The organism is Bacillus sp. ISL-41, from assembly GCF_018613235.1.
GTDB lineage: Bacteria > Bacillota > Bacilli > Bacillales > Cytobacillaceae > Mesobacillus.
This window is the reverse complement of sequence record NZ_JAGGQP010000010.1, coordinates 1-21,600: the sequence shown is the minus strand read 5'-3', so window position 1 is coordinate 21,600 and position 21,600 is coordinate 1. Positions and strand designations below refer to the sequence as shown.

The following is a 21,600-nucleotide window of genomic DNA, read 5'->3' as shown; positions in this document are numbered from 1 at the left end:
AAGATTGACCATACCTTGCATGTCTTTTTTTTGTCTTTCCTGACCTTGTTCAGGTTACCTATCTAACTTTTGGTATTCAGGAGATTCCATTAGTCTCTCGAAAAACTCATTCTTGGCTTTTCGGTAAAGCTCCATATCTCTCCCTTCATATTTCCTTTTTAACTCGTCATACTCTTTCCTGTAATGATCATTCATTTTCAAAATATCACGGGATTTCCAAAAGAAATCATATTCAGAGCCTATAACGGTCAGTTGTACCCCTAAAGGTGGATCCACAGAATCATCTTTAAATGCTCGGAAAGATTGACTTTTTGTACTGCCTTCATTAATCTCATATAATTTCGTAAGTTCTTGAACTGCTTTGGGGAAATGATGAGCTTTAACTCGAACCTGTATATCTAAGTCACCTTTAGTAATGCTGTTTGGAACAGCTGAACTGCCTACGTGTTGGACATATGCTTCGGGGAGTAGGTTTGCGATAAAGGTTTTGTGTATCAAAAATGTTTCCTCAGCCTTTTCGCCTACGGCACTATGATGAATGAAATTGACCTTATCTGTGTTAATCGCCTCCAATTCAATATGTGTTGTAAATGCTGCTCCGTTTACTCAGTAACAAAAATGCCACCCTAAATGGCAGCACGGTTTTCTTTTTTGTTCTACAAATAGACTAGGAATGACTACTCTGGAGGCAATTTTTAATATTTTTAAAGTCCGCCATAATAACCTCCTATATTTTTCCTTAACCAGAAGTTCGACAAACTTTTTAATCATTCCTCCTTTTAAAAAAAAGGGGGGCAATCTTGGATCAACCTACCCTAATTGCACTAAGCACTATTGTAAAATACATGTATTATTGGAATTCAGGTTAACTAATATTTTCCCTACTCCTTACCGCATTCATAACAGCGATTATCTTTGTCATTTCCCCCGTACATCCTTAGTTCCTTTTCAATTCCACATACGTTGCAAAAGTCATAGTGTATTTGCGGAAGAATACCTTCTTCGGCTAAAGGAACCCACTCCTTTTCATATAAACTCTTGTTCATTCCATAATCAGTAAAGACAAGTTTCCCATCTTTGTTCAACCCGTAGTTACTACTGTCTTTTAAATCAAAACAGTCGAAGTCTTTGTCTAAAATGGCCAATACTTCTTCGTATAAATTTGGAATTAAATGTTCATGTTCTTGTACCTTTATCTCATAGGTTTGATTATCCTTTAGATCTAAAGGTCTGAAGTATTTCTGTAAAGAAATAAATTCATCAACGTAATATGTCGGAGCGAGTAACGGATCAAAACCTTTATCCACCATGGAAGTATAAATTTCTAATTCATTAAGCGATTGTTTAAATCCAAGAGGATGCAAATGAACTTTTATTACATAATCTGCAACTCTATATACTTTCCGTGTCGAACCTATCCCTGCAAAATTTTCGTTCTTACAGTACATCTTCCAGTTTTGAATTATTTGCTTTAGCATTGTAGTTAACACCGCCTCCTTCTTATAGAGTATTAAATTAAAAATTCATCTTTCTTCTCTAGAGGCATCCTGGTAACAGGCGTTACTCCAAGGGATTTTTACTTTTACCATTTACTATTACAAAATAGGAAACTAAATATATTAACGATAAAAAGAGAAACACTATTAACACCGACAAGAGAAATTTATCAAAATACCAAGTTGATCCACAACAACTTATTCCATAAAAATAAGGCAGAGGCGGGTCAATTTTCACCCATGTTAGTTCTACAAATTCTATCGGAAAGCTTATAGCCATTGGGAAACTTTCTTCCAACTCTTCATATGTATTTATCATTTTTCCGTCAAAGAAAACAGTAGAGACAACAAAAATGCACGATATAAACAGAATTAATGTTAGAACTACCAACTTTTTTATAAAGAATCTCACTTCTAAAGCACCTCCAGAAGGATTTCTATCATATTTGTATGCTAATGATTCGCTTGGAATTAACATTTACAGGCCGCAAATTATTGCAGGATTAACGCTCCAATTTGTTGAAAATATTATTGCTTTTATTGGCAATAATCCGCCTCTTCTTTATCTATAACTTTTCCAGTATCCTTCTCAACAACTATCCGATATCCCTTACAATTGGCTGTATCCCTTTCATCGATAATATTCACAACATAAGTTTCAGCTGTTTCTTTCACATTCTTACTCTCGTAAGGTGTTAAATGCAGCTTAACTGGGTGTGTCCAAAAGCCAGCAATGTAACGCTGAGAGATTGTAATCGCCAATTGATCATTGACAGGTAAATCAGATCGATCAAGATCCAAAGTTCGAGCATCATGATAAAGTAATATACCTACTACTAAGCTAATCAAAAGTATCAGTACTGATTTCAATTTCTTCAAAGAAAAATCCCTTTCAAAAATTTATTCAAGTAATTCACCCGATCGTTTAATATAACGACGGAGGATTATCATCCATCGCATTAACAAGAATTAAATAGATTAGTATATTAGCGCCAGGTAACAAAACAAATATGAGCCTTACCGCCAAAGAAGATATGCCAAACTACTCAGCTAAACCTCCACAAACACCACTTATAGACTTATCTGTTGAAGACTTTTTTAACTTATTTTTCACTTCAATTCCCCCTCATATATCGGAGCCTATCTAAATTAAATAATACCATAAATAACCAATATACATAGTTAACATGATGGTAGCATTTGTTAAAAGTGCCGTTAGTCCTCCTGGAATCAGTACGAAATTAAGTTTACTTACTGGAATGATGCCCCATATAAACAAAAAAACTGCCATCAGGCAGCCAACTTCTTTGGATATTCATACTTCATTTTCGGTTGACGAATTCTTCACTTAACATAGCGAATAGATAGTGATCCCTCCATTGACCTTTTACCTTTAGATTTTTTATAAAATGGCCTTCTTGTCGGAAACCTATTTTGCTCAAAAGCTTGACTGAGCCAGCATTTTCCACATCACAGACGGCATATATCCTATGGACATCAAAAATATTAAACCCTAAGTATAATAAACCGTTGACAATTTCTATCCCATACCCTTGTTTCCAGTAGTTTGTGTTAATAAAATAACCGATTTCTGCTGTTTTAAAATCATGATCCCTTACCGTAAACAAAGCATTTCCGATGACTTTTTTAGTACTTTTCATTTCAACCGCTAAAACATATATTTGTCTGTTTTTCTCTTTTTGAAAAGCAATTTGCTTTCTAAGACTATGCAATGTTTGATCCCTACTATTTGGCCCCCAAGTTAAGTATTTAACGACTTGGGGATCTGACTTAAATTCATAAATATCTTCAAAATCATCTTCAGCAAGTTCTCTAAGGACTAACCTTTCAGTTTCGACAGGAGTGATTCCAGTCATTTTAACACCTCACAATATTTCCGTTGAAGTAAATCGTTAACCTATTTTAAGTTCAACAAAAAGGGCGTCAATCCTTCATGGATCAACGCACCAGTAATCTCTTTAAAAAAATCCTTTATTTATTTTAGATACTCCCTCTATAACTTGCTCTTCTTTTCTACTATTTGCACAACGTTTGCTAAAATTGATTCAACAACTATGCCCCATGCTGAAGAAGTTGGGTCAATGACCTTAAAATGTTCTATATCAGGTAAAACAACTAACTTCACCTTATCTCCTTTTTCTAAAGCGCTTTGGTAATAATTCTTACTTAATTCAACAGGAACATGACGATCCAACTCACCGTGTATCAACACTTGATCGACTTCAAATGGTAATAACTCTATTGGAGAAGACATTTTATAGCGTTTAGGGTATTCATGTGGTGCCTCACCTAATAGTGCAGCTACAGGACTTTTTATTCCCTTTTGTTCGTGGATTTCCCACATGTTTTGTAAGTCTGTGACCCCTGCCAAACTTAATACTTTTTTAATAGGTATAGAAAGTTCATGAAATACACCATCGTTTTTCGACGCGTTAATTCTTGAGGCTATCCAAAGGGCTAAATGGCCTCCAGCTGAATGACCTATAACAGTTACATTTGAAAGGTCAATATGATATGACTCTTTAATAATAGACAAATGGTTAATAGCGTCAATTACATCATTGAAAATGCTATTCCATCCTTCTAGTTCTTCACCAATTCTTCTATATTCGATATTCCAAGTTGCATAACCACGTCGAGTTAAATCCTCAGCAATTGGGGTATTCTCTTCTAAGTTATATTTGGATTGCCAAAACCCCCCATGAATTAGGACTATTACTGGGCATGGATCTGAACTTTCAGGCAAACGTAATACACCAAATTGTGATTGATGTTCCCCATAAAAGATATTGAATTTATTGGACATTAAAGATTACCCCTTCAAAAACATGATATTTGTATTTTTCTATATAAAAGCACACTTCCTTCATGAAGAGTGGCATGCTTAACGTTACTTATTTAAGTTAATGTTCATTAACAACGCAATTTGTTCTTGCGATAACCAGAACACTTGACCGTTAGTGAAAATCAGGCTTTTTAATAAGTTAATTTCTTTTTTAAGTAATACTGCTGATTTCCTTTGTTTGGATATTCTTCAATTACACCGACTGTCTCATAACCATTTTTTTGATAGAATTTAGGGGCTTGAAAGCTAAACGTATCTAGTTGAATTAGTTTGCACCTGTTTTCTCTAGCTATTTCTTCTATACGATTTAATAACTCTACCCCATATCCATTACCCCTAATTGATTCATCCACCCATAGATAATCAATATGTAGGTTATACCAAAAAATTGTTCCTGTTATGCCACCTAATATTTCTCCACCTTCATCCTTAAGAATAAAGCTAATATACTTAACTGGATGTTTTACATCATCAGGAAGCTTAGAAAGGTTATGTTCAATTACCTTCCTTCGAATGTATTCACTATCTTCTTGATTCCATTGTTGAGTTATGATCATAATTTCTCCTCCCGAGGAGTCGCTAAATAAATGTTTCCATACCTTTTTCTTAATCAACTGCTTCTTTTAATAAGGCAATCGACTCAAAAACGGTTATCAACTAACTATATATACGTCAAAATGGATCTCCGCTTGAATTAAACTTGCAAAATCTATGATGTCTTTCTTTAAATACATTGCGGGTGATTCATTATTTTCAATTTGAATTACTACCATAAAAAGATACTCTAAACCATATTTATCTTGGAGAAATATTAATTGGTCCGATTTCCTTTCGAGGGATTTTAGAATGATATTAACCCGTTCGATTGAGGGGGAGAAAACGTTAATTTGTAGGTTAATTAACACTGGTTTTAGTAAACGAATTAGCACTACAAATAACAATACAAAAAAGGGTCAGATTTCAATCTGATCCTTTTGCTCTGAATTCATACTCTTATTAAACTAACGCACCCTTATATTTAAGTAGAATGTTTCACAAAGTATGGTGTAATTCTACCCTGATAATCGAATCATCACTCATATTGAAGGAGGATTCCAGTAAATTCAGGTTTGTAAGTATAATCATTAAAATAATCCCTCCGTATATTAGAAAAGTAACTATGGCGGCAAACCACATAACTGTTTTATATAATGGATACTTGTAGGCAGTATAAGTAAAAATGATTATCTGAATAAGCATCAGTATGACAAGAAGGAAACTTCCCCAATTAAGAGTCATATTTTCACCATCCAAAATATTTTAACCTAACTTTTCCCATTATTCCTATATAAGTAAACCTGCTTCTTTACTTTAACAAGTAGAAGGGGTTTGCTTTTTCACCATTTGCCACGTTGATGTATGTCTATTTACCTTAGAACCGACAGTTCTATAACTGCGAAGCGGCATACTAGACAGGAACGAAAATTCATTTTCCCAACATTTTCATTATGAACTATCTCATGTCTGACAGCTATGAAGAAGACCTTATTGAATCGCTTGAAAAGTAAGCGACCCTGGCTAATTCTAAATTAGAGGTCTGTCAGTAATCCCCTGACTTCAAAAAATTTTAGTGAACACCTGATGAAATTGAAAGCCAATCGCATGCAGAAGCAGCTGGCATAAGCCGGTTGCTTTACTTTTGTCTTTGATATTTTCCCAATATTAAACCATCAAAAGACATGCTATGATTTCACTATATTTTTTACAAATATTTATAATTTTTGAATTTTAAAGGAGGTGATATTGATGTAGAAGGGAGATACGTACTGTTCTAAATTTTTTAATCATTAAAAAATATTAAAGGGGAATGGATAATGAAAAAGTCAGGTGGTTTTCGTAAGATTGGAATTCTTACAATTGCAGCTAGTATTATGCTTGGTACAGCCTCGATTGCTCCGAACTTTCATGTAAATGCATCCCAAATCAAGTTGCTTCAACTAATGCACTCACTGTAGATCTGGAATTAGCAAGCGAAGGTATTGTTTTGAAACAGCAGAAATACTGGAAAGGCCAGTCAGACGAAGCTTTCGTAGTTCCTCAGAAACCTGAGCTGATACACAATAACGGTGAAGCCCTTGAAACTGATATTCAGCAAGGCGGTGATCCACTTGTTGCTATTTATAGATTCAAATTGAATGGCGGTCTGTATGAGTCCTACTATTTTGGAGAAGTTCCTGAAGACGCAATAAAAAATGCCAAGAAAGATGCCATTACAAAAACAAAAGAAATCCGGAAGAGTGACAAAGAATATATCAAAAGTCTGAAAATTGATGAAACAAATGAAGAAGCTGCAGGAACTCTTTCAAGCCAGTCAATCGTTGCCGACCCCACCTATCCGCCTACAAATGATGAGCCAGGCATAACTGAGCCGACAGACCCAGGCACACTGGATGGGTCTGCATGTGAGCCGATATTGTCAATAGACGAAAACGGCAATGAAGTTGTAGATAATCCATGTGAAGAGTCTGAAGATGATTACGTGCTAGATGACGATATTAAGTATATAGACAAAACCCAGCCACAATATGTTGTTTCTGAACCCACAGGAGGTTATTACAAATCCTATAGCTGGGATATGGGTACAGGTATATATTCCTCGAGCACCCATTTTGATAGGAAGGCAACAGCTGCTAACATTAATGGTGTCACAGGTTCTGTTTGGGATATAAAAGCCTTCAATTCATGGGAAGAAAAGACCTGGGCGATCGGAGGCAGCATTGATTATATGACAACAAGATATGATGTCAGTTACTCATCACAGAAAATTTTCTCCTACGGACCACTTGACGATTGGGGTGGTAAAATACCGGTTTCTTTAAGTGGAGGAGGACCTTCAGGTATTAGTTGGAGTTTTGATCTTGGAGCCGTGGTTACAACAAATGACAGGTCCTCTATTGCCAATAAATATGGACGCTGGACCTGGAGCTCTGTGGAGCCGCTTCTGTCACCAAATCCTTTTGTAACAAAACCAGGATTAAGGGTAGGTAATACAGCTGGAAAACTTGCTATTGAAATGAGTCATGTATTGATGATGGATGCTGATTATGGTCAAACTGGAGTTGTTACTGCTTATATCCCTGATAGATGATAATATAAATGTATCATCATAAAAAGGAGGCGTCTTTTTGAAACCCCCAAAAAATAAGCCTGAGCGGGACGAAACTTGGAGGACATTATTCCTGCTAGGTTTAATACTTACGACAGGTTCAATTGCATGGTGGCTTGCCCAAATCGCTGATTTACTTGAAGTTATTGCGAATAAATAAAATGAAGCGGGTGTAATGGCTTTTTGCCTACCCCGCTTTGAAACCATCCACCATCGAACAGCCTTTAGAACCACATAAGAATCTTCAAAATAATAGGTTACTCTTATTCGGCTAACGAGCCTTTTCAATACATAGAATTTCATGATTTTGCAGTATATACAAATAAGAATATAAAATTACTTTTATGCCTTATTGCATTAAACTGCATCTATAGTTCAATAAGGAATTCAACAAAAAAGATGCTTAATCCTTCCTGGATCAACGCACCCGTTACTTAAATAAGCATTTTTATTTTAATCAAGTAAATACCCACGCAATTTCTCAACTTTATTTGTTTGAAGAACTATCCCTTTAATATCAAAAACTACAATTTCGGGGAACTCATTTAAGGATAATGCTTCTTTATAATCATAATCATGTGAAGATTCTTCATCTAAAATAATATACGATAAAGAAAGAATTTTTTCCCATAATTTGTTCGCATCAATTAAGTCATTATTGATACTACGTTGGTATTCTTCAGAAGTCATTTTGTCATCAAAAACCACAATACTGTATTTTCCTTCAACTTCAGACTTAAATTGATTTACAACTATTTCTTCCTCAGATGAACAACCTATTAAAATAAATATTAGACTTAGTATAATTGCTAATTTCTTTTTCAAAACTTTCCCTCCTTGCAACAATTTACTTTAACATAAGTTTAAGATAACCTTATTGAACATTACTGCTTCGTTTGTTTAAGTGAATTCCTTCGCAATCTTTAAATTGATATGACTTCATTAGCAATTTAGTAAATGTAGTCCATTATTTTTTGAAATCCTAAGGGTAAAGTGATAGCAACTAGTAATCCTATTACAATAGAAGAAGCAGCAAATACAACAAATTTACTAAAGGAAATTTCTCTCCTTTTATATGCGGTAAAAAATACTTTATTTAGACTAAAGACAGTAATAAAAATTATTATTGCTGAAAATATACTTGCTATGATTACCTCCATTGTACAGCTCCTTTTAAAAACTCTTTTATTGATATTACAACAAAATTATCCAAATATTTATTCAACATTACTGCTTCGTTTATTCAATAAGGAGTTCAACAAAAAAGAGTGGGTCAATCCTGTGTGAATCAATGCACCCTTGAGTTTAAGCATAAATCATCACAATCAAAACTATTTATTCTAAACTAATTTTTTTATTGCAGAGACTACTACTTCCGGTTCATCATTTTGTATATAGTGAGCACTATTTTCTGCGATTATCAACTCTCCATCTGAGGATATTTCAAGAATCTCTCTCTGCATTTCATTCCATAACCCTTGTGATTCCATAGAATAATGTGCTTTCTTACCTGCCGAAAGAACAATTAATGGTACGTTTAATTTTTGTCTAGTTTCTTTTAATTGCTTAAGGCTTTCCACAAATTCATCATAATTTCCTTCGTAAACGAATTGCTTGTTATATGCTTGCTGAAAATTTTGTGACATCGTGGGGAGAAATCTTTCTCTGTAGTCTTCAGGCGTAGAGTCAATCAGGACTAATCCACTAACTTCATTTGGATATTCTGTAGCAAACATCCGCATATTAACTCCACCAAATGAATGACCTACTAATATATAGGGAGGTTTGATTTGGGCTTCACTAAGTAGTTCCTTTAATTCTTTTACCATTTCACGGCTGGTTCTGGGTTTACTACTTTTTTCACTCTTCCCAAGTCAAGCTCTATCATAAATTAGTACACTAGAGAGCATTGAAATCTCCCTTAATACTGAATTCCAGGCCTTAGAAAAATCTCCATATCCAGCATCCATTATTACTGTTGGCTTTCCCTTACTCTTTCCCACTAATTTAGCATATAGTTTACAATCACTTATTTGTATAAACATTTCTTTATCCATTGGATCATTCCCCTCGATTGGAAACCTCTCTTTAGTAAAAATATAACATCTCACTTCTTCTTCAACCTGCCCCTATAGTTCAATAAGGAATTCAACAAAAAAGGTGCTTAATCCTTCCTGTATCAACGCACCCGTTTGTTGAAGAAATCAAAAGGAATAATCATTTTTGTAGTTGGTTTAAAATCTGTTTCAATACATAATCTTGAGACATATCATTAGTAAATAGTGTTTCTCCCTGCACTCCAAGGTAATCGTTTGAATTCCACCAGGCACGCAAAGAGCTTTCTCCAAATTCCATCTTTTGAGCACGAGTGTTATGACGTATGACTGTTTCCTCAAAGGATAAATCAAAATAATAAGTATATGCCTCTTGGTTATAGAACTGAATTAAGTCTTTCAGCATTTCACCATAACGGCTTTTATTTAAGATTCCTTCCACAATAACAACTCCACACTTACCTTTACCATATTCTGCAATTTGGCGAATCAAACCAATTGAAGGATTTCCATCTCTATCGTTAACCTTCAACATATCACGACGAACGACATCCTGTGAAACCAAAAGCGCTCCGTGACCTAAATGATTTTGAAGGCTTTTTGCAGTCGTAGTTTTTCCACTTCCCGAATTGCCTCGTAAGATAATTAGCTTAGATTCCATAAACTCTCCCTATCTATTGTCCCTTTTTTAAAATCTTACTTTTAATACTTCAATCAAATAATCAATTTTTGCTTATTGAACATAACTGCATCGTTCGTATTATAAGGTCATCCAGAAAAGAAAATATTTCTGATAATCACTGGGGTTAGGCAATTGTTCTGTCATTTCATGTAAGGTATTCATTAAATCCCTTTTCCTTCTTTTTAGACCTCTAACCTTTTTCTTAGATTTATTATCGAAACTCCATCGATTCATATAGCTCAACACCTTTTGCCTATTTATGCTTATTCAATTATCCACCCACAGCAAAAGAAGTCAATAACCCTCTTCTTCACTCAGTAAATCCAACGGTTTTTAAAACAGTTCTAGGGTTTTACAGTTAAAATAAAAGCAATGTACAAAACTCCAATAGCAATTATAGCTAACAAATACGTTTTAAGTTGTTCCACTAGAGCTCCTCCTTAACAACCTCTTTTTCTTTAAAAAACAGATTTCTTTTTTTAAGGAAAATTCAATAAAAAGGTCGTTAATCCTCACTGGATCAACGGCCCGATTAGTCTAAAACTCATTAATATCAGAAATGACACTTTTTAATATATCAATAGACTTTATAGGATCTTTATCAAGCTCTAAACTGTGATTTCCACCCTCAACCACTTTTAAGATAAGATTTCGATTAATTTTCAACTTTTCAGATCGATCCACAATAAAGCAATGACTATCTTCTTCTCCAAAAATACAAAGACCTTTATGATCACTGTTAAGCATTGCATTAAAAACGTCATCATTTTGCAGCAATGGCGTCAACCATACTAACTTGGCCTCTTTAAACATTTTATGATCGAGCAGACACCTTAAAACTTTTGTTCCGATCGATTTAGCCACTATATAATAGTTGCTGTATTTTTTGTCCTTTGTTGCGTTGTCGATTACAAGTTGAACGTCTCTTGCAAGATCCCTTTCATTTAGAGAAGACAGTTCCTGCCTGTTAAATGAATAGTTAATGTGTAAAACATCGAATCCTTTATTGTAAAATAACCCTGTTGAGTAGTATAACAACGGAGCTTGTGTTGAGTAACCAGCACCAGGTAAGACAATTACAAGATTATTTGTTTCTTCTTTTTGTTCAATCAATCTAAAAGGGATGCTTTTTATCATTTTCTCACTACTCTCCATTATTCAGACTATGAACCAACCTTCGTCCAAAAGTAATTCAACAAAAAGAGCGTTAACCCTTAGTCAACGCAACGTTAGACAAATGATTTTTTCAACTCAATTTCATCCCTTATCGGAATACCATCATTACCGATTAAAGGGATCTCTGGTTTTATATTTCTCGCTTTCTCGACTGCATTATTGATCACTTTGGAAATGACAAATCCTCGTTTTTGATAAAACTTCAATGCTAATAAATTATCATTTGTTGTTATGAGCTTTATGAGTTTACATTCTTTTACATTCTTTCTCGAAAGCTAGGTTTTCTACTTCTTTAACAAGCGATGTACCTATTCCCTTACCTTCTTCAATACTGTCTAATGATATAATTTCGCATTCGTAATCTTTAATGACATAGGTAATCAGGCCAATGACGTTGTCTTCTTTTACGATGGCAAAACCATCTAATGAACTGCAATCATAAACGCCGCTTGAGATAACCATTTCTGGAGATCCCCAATGCAACTTAAAAAACTCTATTAATTTATCTTTTGGTAACTCTTCAGTTTTGTAAGTATTCATGACTTCCCCCGTATCGTCACAATTCTTATTGTCCATCTTTTGATTGCTTATAAAACCATAAAGAGCCAATCCAATTAGGAAAAAACTATTCTATTTCTTGATTAGTAAAATATTAAAAGGCATATAGTGTCATTGTAATTGAGCTAGGGATTAACGAAAAAGTAATAAATGGGTGCGTTCTCACTTTTTCCAAACCACTTAACTCCTTCCCGTATTCTCTTTTCTTCGAAGATTGAAGCAAGACTGCATTGGCTAAAAGAAATCCGGCCGACAGTATAGCCAGTTTAGTGCCAAGAATAAAAGAGAGAATCGCAGATAACAAGGCACCAAACAAAAGTAATTTACTTAATGAACTCTTAATCTTAACCTACCCCTTTTTGTTATCAGTTGTTTTTACAAGTATTCGGTAATCTCTTCCGAAACAGCAGCTACTTAAGTAAACCAAATACCCAAACAATCAAGTACATTGGAATGGCTACGATAATCATACCTGCCAGTAAATAGCCAAGCGACTTTAAAATGAATTTAAAAATATCATAAATAGAGCCTGCTAAGTCATCAATAAATCTCACTATTAATCTCCCCTTAAAAATTTCCATATTACCACCATATGCAAATTACTTCTTTAGAGTTCTGAAAGTTATAGAAAGTGCAATCCAGGTTAATCCTGAAAAAATGGCTAAAGGAATTGCTTCAGCTGTCATAAACTCTGGTAGTAGATTCGAAAAAATAGTCCTGAAAAATAAAAAAGTTGAAAATAAGGCAGCCAAGATTAATACCCCTAACAAAAATAAAGAAAGTTTCTTTGTCAATTTGGTTATCTCCTTTCTTTCAGCTATAACCACCTTGAATTAAAATACCTTTTAGTTTGACGGCAATTGAGTGATAATATTCTCTACCAATTCATCCAGTGTCCCATAACATTTTACTACCTCTGGTAAATGATAAAATGTGCTGGTCGTGTCAAGATGATCTATTGCTCTATCTGGGGAGTATAGAAATATCCTCTTCCCCAGGCCTAATGCGATCCCTAATTCTATATGAGTTCCTTTTCCGCCTGGCAGTAACACAACAAGGAAATCTGATTCTATGACGGCGTCTTTCTCGTTTTGCCCGATCACTTTTAAGAATTCGAATGTAAACGTCTTCTCTTCCCTTGCTTCGGCATTTTTCGTCCAATCATATGTATGCATATAGCCTTTATTCACTAATTGTTTCGTAACAAAGTTTACTGCATCAATATTTCGAAAACTCGATGCAACATAAAATTTCTCCATACTTTTCTCCCTTTAAAAAACTGAACTTTTCATTCTTACTTACATAAGTATTCAATAAAAAAGTGCGATAATCCTTCCTGAGATTGTCGAAAAATGGAAAACACTCTTGCATAACCTGATTTAATAATGCTTAATAATTACTGAGTCTGTTAATAAAGCCCTGCTTAAATATACATATTGAACCTTAAAAACCTTTATGAACTTTCCTTGTTTCCTTTATTAGACGATTGCCTTATAATAAACATGTATGAAATGAGGTGTTTATATGTCATTAGAGTGGGACAGCCGCACAAAAGCAGATGAAGTCGTTGTAGAGCATTTTCACTCAACTGTTGTGGAATTTATTGCTTTTACTTCGTCTTTACTTGATTCCAGAAAAGAAAAGGACCGCTTATATGGTCAACTAGTCAAGGAACTGGATAAAAACTCCGCAAAATTCCTGGATTTTTGGGATTCAAAAACCGATTGGAGTTTCACATTCCTTTTTAATTTCCTTCTGCCTTGTCCTTATTTTCATGATGTAGAACTGTTTCTTGAAAAGATCTCTACTCTTAGTGATCCTGATTTTTTGTATCACTTTTTTGGCGAGTCTATTCCGGAAAAACAAATTAAAGAATTGATCAAGGATCCAGAGAAGCTTAGATCTATCGAAGATACGATCTGGTGGGAAACCGTTGAAAAAAAATCAACGATGCAAGATATTCTAAACAACCTGCCTGATTTCCGAAAGAGCTTTATATCTCTCCTGTTAACTGCTTCGCAATCCGAGGCTTTCAGAGACGAGCTTACAAAAATAACCAACCTTGTCCAGGAATCCATTGATAAAGTGAAATCGATCGACATGGAACCATTGGCGTTAGCTCAATACATAATGGGAAAAACGTTCAGACGAACAAGCTTATATCAAGTGTATTACTTTATTCCCTCGTACTTTTTTGCCGCTAATCGAATCAGGATTTTCGATTCTAAGACATGTATCATCATCTATGGTGTTGATGCACCACTTGTCGATTATCGAAAAAAAAGTGCCGAACTGGAAGTCCAACTAAAAGCACTTTCTGACCGGAATCGAATCCTTATTTTAAGAATGCTCACACGGAATAAGGAATACGGTGCCAAAATTTCCGAGTACCTCGGAATTACAACGGCCACCGTCTCGCACCATCTGGAACTTTTGAAGAAAGCTGGTTTTGTGAAAGAAGAAAAAGTAGGGACGATTAAGTATTTTTCCTATAACCAGGAACATGCAGAGGCAACTTTAAAACAATTGCAAGAATTTATAAGCCCTAAGTTATAGTCTAATCCCCACAGAGGATTAGGCTTTTTTTATGTAAAAAATGGTTGACTTTACCAAACATCATAATATAATCATCTTATAAGATAACTATATTACATTGGAGGCGAAGACATGAACCAAAATGTAATTGAAGTGAAAAATGTTACTCGAGCTTACACAACGGAAGTAGGTATATTCAAGAAAGAAAAGAAGAAGGTAGAAGCACTAAAAGGAGTTTCTTTTTCAGTGAAGAAAGGGGAAATCTTTGGCTTGTTGGGTCCTAATGGCGCCGGTAAAACAACGATGATTAAAATATTGTCTACGATGCTGATCCCCCATTCAGGTAATGTGTCCATCTTAGGTCTTGATCCGGCAGCAGATCACCGACTTTTGAGGCCGAAAATCAATTTTATCCTTGGTGGTGAACGGAACTTATACTGGCGGCTATCGGCTTACGACAATCTTTCGTATTTTGCAGACCTTTATAAAATCCCTCAATCTATCAAGAAAAGTAGAATTGAAGATTTACTGAAACTCGTTGGCCTTCATGATGTTGCCCATCAAAAGGTTGAGACCTTCTCAAAAGGAATGAAGCAGCGGTTACAAATTGCAAGAGGGCTTGTGAACAATCCGGAGATTCTGTTTCTTGACGAGCCTTCTATCGGCCTTGATCCTGTAAGCGCCAGGCAGCTTCGCGAGACAATGCGGAAACTAAATAACCAAGGGACGACGATTCTGCTGACAACTCATTACATGTATGAAGCAGACGAATTATGTGATCGCATTGCCTTCATTAATAAAGGGGAAATAATCGACATCGATAGCCCTTACAATTTGAAGAAAAAGGTAGATAACATGTCGATTATCGATTGCTCGGTCCTGGGAGCATCATCATCGCAAATTGATTCAATAAAGAATCATAAAAGCATTCAGCACATAAAAGTTGACCGACAGGATTTTGCCTTTACATTAAGGATCCAGACAACAGAACCCCAGCTTGTCGTGCCATTTATTTATGATTCTATGAAAAACTCTGTGATTACCAATTTAACAATTTCGAATCCAACACTTGAGGATGTATATGTTAGAACGATTGGAGAGAATGCATCATGAGTCTAGCTGCGTCCCTTCTTCATACCATCCTGGTCCATATGAAGCTATCAATTGCACGGCCGATGTTTAAGTTCATCATCTGGATTTCACCGCTTTTTTATTCAACATTGGCGATCTTTATTTACGGAAAAGACTCACCCGAAACTTTGTTCCATTATGTCGTATTGGGCTCAGGATTCATGGCTCTTTGGTCTTCGATTGTTTTTTCATCTGCAAGTGATGTGAACAGAGAACGATTTTATGGAACACTCGAAATCATTTTTATCTCGCCAGTTCCGTTCGCAGTCACTCTGATTGGAAAAATCATTGCAAATACATTATGGGGACTTATTTCAATGATTTTGTCTTTTGTTTATTTAAAATTTGTCTTCCAATTAGACCTTGTCTTTTATCATCCGTGGATCTTTTTAACAGCACTACTATTCGTCCTGCTGTCACTGGCTGTTTTCTCTTTCTTTCTTGCGCTCTCCTTTACCCTTTCCAGGCAAGCGGAAGCGTTAATGAATTTCATTGAGTATCCTATTTACCTAATTTGCGGCTTTTTATTTCCGATTTCGTATTTGCCAGCCTGGGTTCAAGGAATCTCATACGTATTGCCTCCCACCTGGGCAATCCAACTTTTACGGGATGTGACTATTGAAACGCTCTCTTCACACTCAGTGCTAATTTCTTTTTCAGCCCTAGTTTCTCTTACAGTGCTGTACATTCTCGTTGGAGTGTATTTCTATCGATTGATGGATAAAAAGGCTAGATTTCACGGAAAGTTGGGGGTGTATTAACAATGGAAGCTGTTCAACGATTTATCCGTCACGGTTTTCTATCGTATAAAGCATTATTTGGCTGGCTGGATCCTAAGGTATATCTATTCGTGATGGTCCTCAGTCCTCTCAGCCAGCTAATTTTCTTTTCCATGTTAGTAAACTATGTGTACAAAGGGGAAAATCTATTAGGTTATGTAGCAGCCAATGCGCTACTGCTTTGTGTATTAAATGCAGTGTTTGGAATTATGTCGGTCATCACCTCCGACCGCTGGATGGGAACACTTCCCCTAGTCATGGCCACACCCTACAATAAAGTAAACTTATTTTTATCACGATCCATCGCGCACGTCTTAAATGGACTGGTGACCGCTGCGATTGGATTGGGGTTTGGAATTCTTCTTTTTCAGTTAACGATTTCTTTAAAAGAAGGTCTCGTGCTGCTGATTATTTGGCTCTGTTCGATCTTCTCAGCTTCTGGGCTTGGCCTAATACTCGGAACCTTTTGTCTCTGGTCCCCTTCTATGCACCTATGGTCAAACCTGCTGGCAAGTCTGTTACTTTTATTGAGTGGTGCTAACTATCCTTATTCCCGGATGCCAGAATGGCTGCAGCTCCTCGGGCAGTTCATACCACTGACAAGAGGCGTCCAACTTACAAAGGACATTTTAAACGATGGGAATTATTCAAATGTGGCAGTCCTTTTAGGCGAAGAAATCTTGTTAGGCATTGCATTCTTCGCCATCAGCTTCCTACTGCTAAAATTCGCCGAATACCAGTCCAGGTCAAAAGGAACAATGGAATTTGATTGATTAGAAGAACACATCAAAAGGCATTGCAGGTGCAATGCCTTTTGCTTCGTACATAAATGATTAGAAATCGCTACAGCCTTCGAGAAAAATCGTACGTAAATGTGCCTATTTCACTCTGCTCCGTCATAATATTCACGTAGTCCATTTCAAAATAGTAAAGTGCTTTACTTAGAACATCGTAAAAGAACGGAACAAACTCTAACTCTTTAAATATAAAAACTTCTATCAGCGGATCATTATTTCGATAGGCTTTGAATATCCGGTGATTCCCATTAATACAATAGGGCTTATTATCGGTTAGATATCGACTTTGAAGGACCATGACAGGATTTTTATGATTGGGTTTTATTCGATTGGGATCTTTATTTATATTACCTGGGTCAACAGATTCAATAATGTTCTTTGGTGAAAAGTTTACTGGCTTATTCCTCTTATCTTTTATTAAAGCTGTGGCCCCGTCAATGTCTAAGGTATATTCAAACACTCCTGTCGGGAACTCTGCATACAAGGAAAATGTCTCCTTTCCAATTGGATGAATGACCGGGTACGTTTCACTGATCAGATTTCCATTCACAATCTCCGTCCACTTCCTGGCAACTTCATTTCCATAACCGGACTTGTTCTTCATCTCCTGAATTCGTGAATGAAAATGGGTAAAGGGCTTAAAATCACGAGATTCTTTTTCATAAATCTCGATTTTACCATGCTGCATGTCAATCCTCCTAATTCTGTTTTACAAATATACTAGTTTTTTTAAAGGGTCTGGATTTTTGATTTAGCATTTTAAAAATAAACCGAAAGTTTCCGCTTAAATTGGAAACAACCCTTGTTTTCTTAAAAATAAGGGTATTTTTTCCGCTTATTTAATCAAAATCGTTGGATTTTTTCATATTTTTATCAGTTAACCGGAATATCTCCGCTTATTTCTGCTATATAAGGGGCATCTGTATACAATAGCCGGAAATTCTCCGCTTATAATTGCTTATACCTACAAGAAAATCAACAATAGATAAATAACAGAGTTTTTTTAAAAAAGAAGGATTTTGCCATAATAACAAAATCCTCCTCTTCTACTTACTGTTCCATTACTTTTTTGATAAACAACTGGTTGTTTTTATTAACAATGACGCTTACCACCATAAGCAATAAACCAGAAATAACGAATACGAATCTAACCCCCAGCAAATCTGCAAGGAAGCCCATAACTAGTGATCCTATTCCGAACACGCCTGTTCCAATAGCACCTAAAGAGGTATAAACCGTTGCCAACCGTTCTATTGGCACACTAGTTTGGATGATTGTTTGTTGAGGAATGCTTTTTAGCTGTACAGATATCCCTACAATCAACGATAGAACCAGGGCAATAGCTGGTACACTATTTAAACTGAACAAGATTGTCGCCAGGAAACCCGCAAAGGAACCTGCCAAAATAAAAGCTCCTAATTTCCGCTCAATAAATGAGAAGTATTTTATACAATAAATACTTCCCATGATCAAGCCTGCAAAGAAAGCACCGTTGATAAAACCCCACCATTTCTCGGCTGCATGGAGAGCATCACTGACAAATACCAATAAAATAGCCGCAATCCACACCGTACCAGCAAATGTTTCATATACATTAATCCAGCCAATTTTTCGCAGAACTTTCGTGTCTGCTATGGTTAGCCATCCTTCTTTTATTTGCTCAAGTTTCCCCTTCGACTCTGTAGTCTTATGAACGACAGCATCCAATAAGCAAAGGAGGCCGCTTGATATGGCAAATAAGACTCCAACTAACCAGACTAGCAGCGGTGGATTCAACACAAGCAAAAACAAACTGCCTATAAACCACATCAATGCCTGAAGTGTTTGCGTAACCGTTTCTGTAATTCCGTTCGCCTGCACTAAGTCCTCAGGTTTCACATAGTGAGGAATCAAGGTCTGGCTGATTGGATTTGCACAGCCATCCAGGAAGGCAATCAATCCTATAATTAAGTAAATCCAGTAAAAATCGGCAGCTGTTAATCCAATCAGAACTAACCCAAGAATAACTAGCAAAAGAGTCTTCCCGATCTGAGTTCCAGCCATTAACCACTTCAAATTAACTTTTCCGATCAAAAGTGGTGTCAAAAGGCTGGATACGAACATGGATGAAGTAATCGTAAATGGAACGAAAGACGCTGCCGTTGCTGAGCCAGTTATGACAAAAATTGTACTAATCACACTTACCATATATAGTACATCGCCCATATTGGCGAGAGATTGACCGATCAACAATAAAGTAAAGTTCTTATTCCAATTCATTTATAATCCCCCGTATAAAATATAATGTTCATTTTAACAGCGGGAAAATTTAGATTGGACAATTCATCTACATCAATACTCCTTTCAATTGGCGGATAAATCCGGGGGATGATTTATCACAAGATTCTATGAGAGAAACAGATAAAATACAAAAACCGAAACATAAATTGTATCCAGGCCTGCCAGGTAAAATTTAAGGTTTGATATTTTCAACTTTGCCAGGCTGTAATTAAATAAGACATCATATAAGCTTATTGCAAATAAAATGACGGACGCGATTACCACTAATATATTTCCAGTGATTAACACGGCAAGGATATATAATAACCATCTTCTGAAAAAATTAAAAATCAAATCAATGAGTACCATAGACAAGCCTTCTGGATTCACTTCCAGCTCTTCGTCAGAAGATATTTCGCCAAGACCCGTTTTAATCTTTCTGTAATCTTTTATGTAGTCGAGATTGATCCACAATAAAATGAAGCAATAAACAATGATATAAATTTCCTCATTGCCGTATAGTAATTCACCCAAAAGAACACCTCAATTTTTACAATCAATAACCATTTTTGCTGTAATCTTTGTTTGCGTTCGCTTATTCTTGCTGCCTAGATCACTATTTTGCTTCTACTACGAAACTGCTAAATTCCTCATCGTCAATTAATATATCAATCTTCCAAAGACCCTTTTGGTCAAGCCCAAACTTTGCTTCACTTTGCATACCCATAATTTCTTGCTGGTAAAGTTCCATAGTTTTACTCGAATCTTTATGTGTCGCAATCATCTTATACTTTTTACCAGTTAAATCTTTGCTATTGTCCAAAAAATATAGCTTGTAATGTCTCCCTTTTCCCACTGGAAACTCAGGCTCATCGGTTTCTCCATTCAATTTGGTCATGCCAAACTGATCCTCTGTTCCAAATAAGGTCTTGCCATCCTTAGTAAAAGTTGCACTTAATCCCCAGTATGGTTCGTCACTGTTGGTACAAGCGCTCAGGATGGACAAGACTAAAATCAATAAGCTTATGGGCTTTTTCATTCGCTTTCACCTCAACTCTTATATGACCGTTGCGACCCAATATATATACCCCATCTCACATGCCGGCGGCTCAACTTTATGCTCAATTCCTTATATTGGCGAAGAATTCTCCCATATTAACTCCCAGATGATAGGAAGCATACCAAATCCAAAGTGTTAAGAATATAGTAGTAAGAGCCGGATACTTTTTGGTCATTCTATTCAGTTCTTTTGTAAAATCATCCATTCCCACTTACTCCTTATTAGTAAAATATTACCATTTCATTATTGCGCAGATTGCTTTTTCGCTCAATATGTTGTTAATCCTTCTCTTCAAAGTTTTAAAAAGTTGGATTTGTTTTCGTTCCTTGATGGAAAACCATTTTCCATACACCCTCGTTTTGTTTCCAAATAGAACTCCGTAACGCGTGCTGTTTCGTCTGTTCATTAAAAGTTCGGTATGTCGCCAGGGCTATATTTTCCGATAAAAGATGAATATCGAAATCACTTAATGTAACTTTGATTATCCCAATCCCACCTTCAATTTCTTCATCCTTATACAAAACCCTTCCAGAACTTCCAAACTCAAAGAACTCATCAGCCAATAACTTTTTCAGTTCCGTTTTTGATGATCGGACTTCTGGCGTTAATAATTTTTCCTCTAATTGTTTTATATGTTCTTTTAGATCCATAGATAACGTCTCCTTTACAATCAATAGAAGACTAATTCAACAAAGCCAGCGAATTCCCTTCCTAAATGTAAAACAATTCCTTTTCTCGTTACAAGTTGAAACCTCTACACAATTGAATCGTATTAGGAAATATATAGAAAGGGGATGAACGTTATGAATATTAAGGATAAGAAATGTAGTAGCTGCGGCGGAAGCTCTTTCGTCCAGGCGATGGATTATATTAATCTCCGCCCAGTGGATAAAAAAATGGCTATCGGATCAGAAAGGCTCTATACAGTTTGTTTAGATTGCGGAGAAGTTGTTTCAATTAAGGTGAAAAATCCTGAGAAGTTAGTTAAGTAATCATATTGAAGCTATTTAAGGGCTACTTCGGACAACTTTGATAGAAATCCGGTCTGACCCCTTAATTCTT

Annotated in this window: 26 protein-coding genes and 4 pseudogenes; 8 read left to right on the top strand and 22 right to left on the bottom strand. The window is 35.8% G+C overall.

From position 1 onward, the window contains the following. Positions 1–54: 54 nt before the first annotated feature. From J7I80_RS04550 to J7I80_RS04515, 8 genes and pseudogenes are all read right to left on the bottom strand, one after another. The gene (locus J7I80_RS04550) at positions 55–498 is read right to left on the bottom strand and encodes a GrpB family protein (RefSeq protein ID WP_251027596.1); all 444 of its coding nucleotides are present in this window, start codon (positions 496–498) and stop codon (positions 55–57) included. Between the two features lie 383 nt (positions 499–881). Beyond that, positions 882–1,478, bottom strand: a complete 597-nt coding sequence (locus J7I80_RS04545) for a protein kinase (protein WP_214736202.1) — start codon at positions 1,476–1,478, stop codon at positions 882–884. A 555-nt stretch (positions 1,479–2,033) separates the two neighbouring features. Next, positions 2,034–2,375, bottom strand: a complete 342-nt coding sequence (locus J7I80_RS04540) for a hypothetical protein (RefSeq protein WP_214736201.1) — start codon at positions 2,373–2,375, stop codon at positions 2,034–2,036. Positions 2,376–2,421: 46 nt separating this feature from the next. Further along, positions 2,422–2,610 (bottom strand): annotated as a pseudogene (locus tag J7I80_RS23710) (PspC domain-containing protein). Between the two features lie 208 nt (positions 2,611–2,818). Then, the gene (locus tag J7I80_RS04530) at positions 2,819–3,373 is read right to left on the bottom strand and encodes a GNAT family N-acetyltransferase (protein ID WP_214736200.1); all 555 of its coding nucleotides are present in this window, start codon (positions 3,371–3,373) and stop codon (positions 2,819–2,821) included. Positions 3,374–3,510: 137 nt separating this feature from the next. Further along, a complete protein-coding gene (locus tag J7I80_RS04525) occupies positions 3,511–4,323 on the bottom strand; it encodes an alpha/beta hydrolase family protein (protein WP_214736199.1) in 813 nt (270 codons plus the stop codon). 170 nt (positions 4,324–4,493) lie between these two features. Beyond that, positions 4,494–4,919 carry a GNAT family N-acetyltransferase gene (locus tag J7I80_RS04520; RefSeq protein ID WP_214736198.1) on the bottom strand — a complete coding sequence of 142 codons (426 nt, stop codon included), beginning with the start codon at positions 4,917–4,919 and terminating at the stop codon, positions 4,494–4,496. A gap of 96 nt (positions 4,920–5,015) precedes the next feature. Next, positions 5,016–5,210, bottom strand: a pseudogene (locus J7I80_RS04515) (DUF4279 domain-containing protein); the annotation flags it as partial. A gap of 1,175 nt (positions 5,211–6,385) precedes the next feature. Here J7I80_RS04515 and J7I80_RS04510 point away from each other — a divergent pair. Next, complete coding sequence (locus J7I80_RS04510) at positions 6,386–7,489, top strand: hypothetical protein (protein ID WP_214736196.1); 1,104 nt, start codon at positions 6,386–6,388, stop codon at positions 7,487–7,489. A gap of 37 nt (positions 7,490–7,526) precedes the next feature. Then, positions 7,527–7,667, top strand: coding sequence for a hypothetical protein (locus tag J7I80_RS04505; RefSeq protein WP_214736195.1), 141 nt, complete (start codon positions 7,527–7,529; stop codon positions 7,665–7,667). A 293-nt stretch (positions 7,668–7,960) separates the two neighbouring features. Here the strand turns inward: J7I80_RS04505 and J7I80_RS04500 are convergent, their stop codons facing one another. After that, positions 7,961–8,332 carry a hypothetical protein gene (locus tag J7I80_RS04500; RefSeq protein WP_214736194.1) on the bottom strand — a complete coding sequence of 124 codons (372 nt, stop codon included), beginning with the start codon at positions 8,330–8,332 and terminating at the stop codon, positions 7,961–7,963. A 168-nt stretch (positions 8,333–8,500) separates the two neighbouring features. Between J7I80_RS04500 and J7I80_RS23610 the strand changes: the two genes are divergently transcribed. After that, a complete protein-coding gene (locus tag J7I80_RS23610) occupies positions 8,501–8,794 on the top strand; it encodes a hypothetical protein (RefSeq protein ID WP_214736193.1) in 294 nt (97 codons plus the stop codon). Positions 8,795–8,847: 53 nt separating this feature from the next. Here the strand turns inward: J7I80_RS23610 and J7I80_RS04490 are convergent. The 7 genes and pseudogenes from J7I80_RS04490 to J7I80_RS04460 form a co-directional block, all read right to left on the bottom strand. Continuing rightward, a pseudogene (locus J7I80_RS04490) lies at positions 8,848–9,564 on the bottom strand (alpha/beta fold hydrolase). 160 nt (positions 9,565–9,724) lie between these two features. Next, positions 9,725–10,222 (bottom strand): kinase, encoded by a 498-nt coding sequence (locus tag J7I80_RS04485; RefSeq protein ID WP_214736192.1) that lies wholly within the window; start codon positions 10,220–10,222, stop codon positions 9,725–9,727. Positions 10,223–10,780: 558 nt separating this feature from the next. Continuing rightward, positions 10,781–11,380, bottom strand: a complete 600-nt coding sequence (locus J7I80_RS04480; RefSeq protein ID WP_251027594.1) for an alpha/beta hydrolase — start codon at positions 11,378–11,380, stop codon at positions 10,781–10,783. A gap of 92 nt (positions 11,381–11,472) precedes the next feature. Continuing rightward, positions 11,473–11,959: pseudogene (locus J7I80_RS04475) on the bottom strand (GNAT family N-acetyltransferase). A gap of 428 nt (positions 11,960–12,387) precedes the next feature. Beyond that, the gene (locus J7I80_RS04470; RefSeq protein WP_214736313.1) at positions 12,388–12,531 is read right to left on the bottom strand and encodes a hypothetical protein; all 144 of its coding nucleotides are present in this window, start codon (positions 12,529–12,531) and stop codon (positions 12,388–12,390) included. 45 nt (positions 12,532–12,576) lie between these two features. Beyond that, complete coding sequence (locus J7I80_RS04465) at positions 12,577–12,771, bottom strand: hypothetical protein (protein ID WP_214736190.1); 195 nt, start codon at positions 12,769–12,771, stop codon at positions 12,577–12,579. 51 nt (positions 12,772–12,822) lie between these two features. Continuing rightward, positions 12,823–13,236, bottom strand: a complete 414-nt coding sequence (locus J7I80_RS04460; protein ID WP_214736189.1) for a nucleoside 2-deoxyribosyltransferase — start codon at positions 13,234–13,236, stop codon at positions 12,823–12,825. Between the two features lie 265 nt (positions 13,237–13,501). Here J7I80_RS04460 and J7I80_RS04455 point away from each other — a divergent pair, with 265 nt between their 5' ends. From J7I80_RS04455 to J7I80_RS04440, 4 genes are all read left to right on the top strand, one after another. After that, complete coding sequence (locus tag J7I80_RS04455; RefSeq protein WP_214736188.1) at positions 13,502–14,533, top strand: ArsR/SmtB family transcription factor; 1,032 nt, start codon at positions 13,502–13,504, stop codon at positions 14,531–14,533. 111 nt (positions 14,534–14,644) lie between these two features. Continuing rightward, on the top strand, positions 14,645–15,625 hold the full coding sequence (locus J7I80_RS04450; RefSeq protein WP_214736187.1) for an ABC transporter ATP-binding protein: 981 nt from the start codon (positions 14,645–14,647) through the stop codon (positions 15,623–15,625). Beyond that, the gene (locus tag J7I80_RS04445; protein ID WP_214736186.1) at positions 15,622–16,404 is read left to right on the top strand and encodes an ABC transporter permease; all 783 of its coding nucleotides are present in this window, start codon (positions 15,622–15,624) and stop codon (positions 16,402–16,404) included. Before J7I80_RS04450 ends, J7I80_RS04445 begins: the two co-directional genes overlap by 4 nt. Positions 16,405–16,406: 2 nt before the next feature. Further along, positions 16,407–17,195: an ABC transporter permease gene (locus J7I80_RS04440; RefSeq protein WP_214736185.1), complete on the top strand. Its 789-nt coding sequence runs from the start codon at positions 16,407–16,409 to the stop codon at positions 17,193–17,195. 70 nt (positions 17,196–17,265) lie between these two features. Here the strand turns inward: J7I80_RS04440 and J7I80_RS04435 are convergent, their stop codons facing one another. The 6 genes from J7I80_RS04435 to J7I80_RS04410 all read right to left on the bottom strand — a co-directional run bounded on the left by J7I80_RS04435 (position 17,266) and on the right by J7I80_RS04410 (position 21,188). Beyond that, positions 17,266–17,907, bottom strand: coding sequence for a hypothetical protein (locus tag J7I80_RS04435; protein WP_214736184.1), 642 nt, complete (start codon positions 17,905–17,907; stop codon positions 17,266–17,268). Positions 17,908–18,269: 362 nt separating this feature from the next. Beyond that, positions 18,270–19,478, bottom strand: coding sequence for an MFS transporter (locus tag J7I80_RS04430; RefSeq protein WP_214736183.1), 1,209 nt, complete (start codon positions 19,476–19,478; stop codon positions 18,270–18,272). Positions 19,479–19,604: 126 nt separating this feature from the next. Continuing rightward, entirely contained in the window at positions 19,605–20,012 is a 408-nt protein-coding gene (locus J7I80_RS04425) for a hypothetical protein (RefSeq protein ID WP_214736182.1), read from the bottom strand. An 82-nt stretch (positions 20,013–20,094) separates the two neighbouring features. Continuing rightward, entirely contained in the window at positions 20,095–20,517 is a 423-nt protein-coding gene (locus J7I80_RS04420) for a hypothetical protein (protein WP_214736181.1), read from the bottom strand. An 82-nt stretch (positions 20,518–20,599) separates the two neighbouring features. Further along, on the bottom strand, positions 20,600–20,743 hold the full coding sequence (locus J7I80_RS04415) for a hypothetical protein (protein ID WP_214736180.1): 144 nt from the start codon (positions 20,741–20,743) through the stop codon (positions 20,600–20,602). 94 nt (positions 20,744–20,837) lie between these two features. Continuing rightward, complete coding sequence (locus tag J7I80_RS04410; RefSeq protein WP_214736179.1) at positions 20,838–21,188, bottom strand: nuclear transport factor 2 family protein; 351 nt, start codon at positions 21,186–21,188, stop codon at positions 20,838–20,840. Between the two features lie 153 nt (positions 21,189–21,341). Here J7I80_RS04410 and J7I80_RS04405 point away from each other — a divergent pair, with 153 nt between their 5' ends. After that, positions 21,342–21,530, top strand: coding sequence for a hypothetical protein (locus tag J7I80_RS04405; RefSeq protein ID WP_251027593.1), 189 nt, complete (start codon positions 21,342–21,344; stop codon positions 21,528–21,530). Positions 21,531–21,600 lie beyond the last annotated feature (70 nt).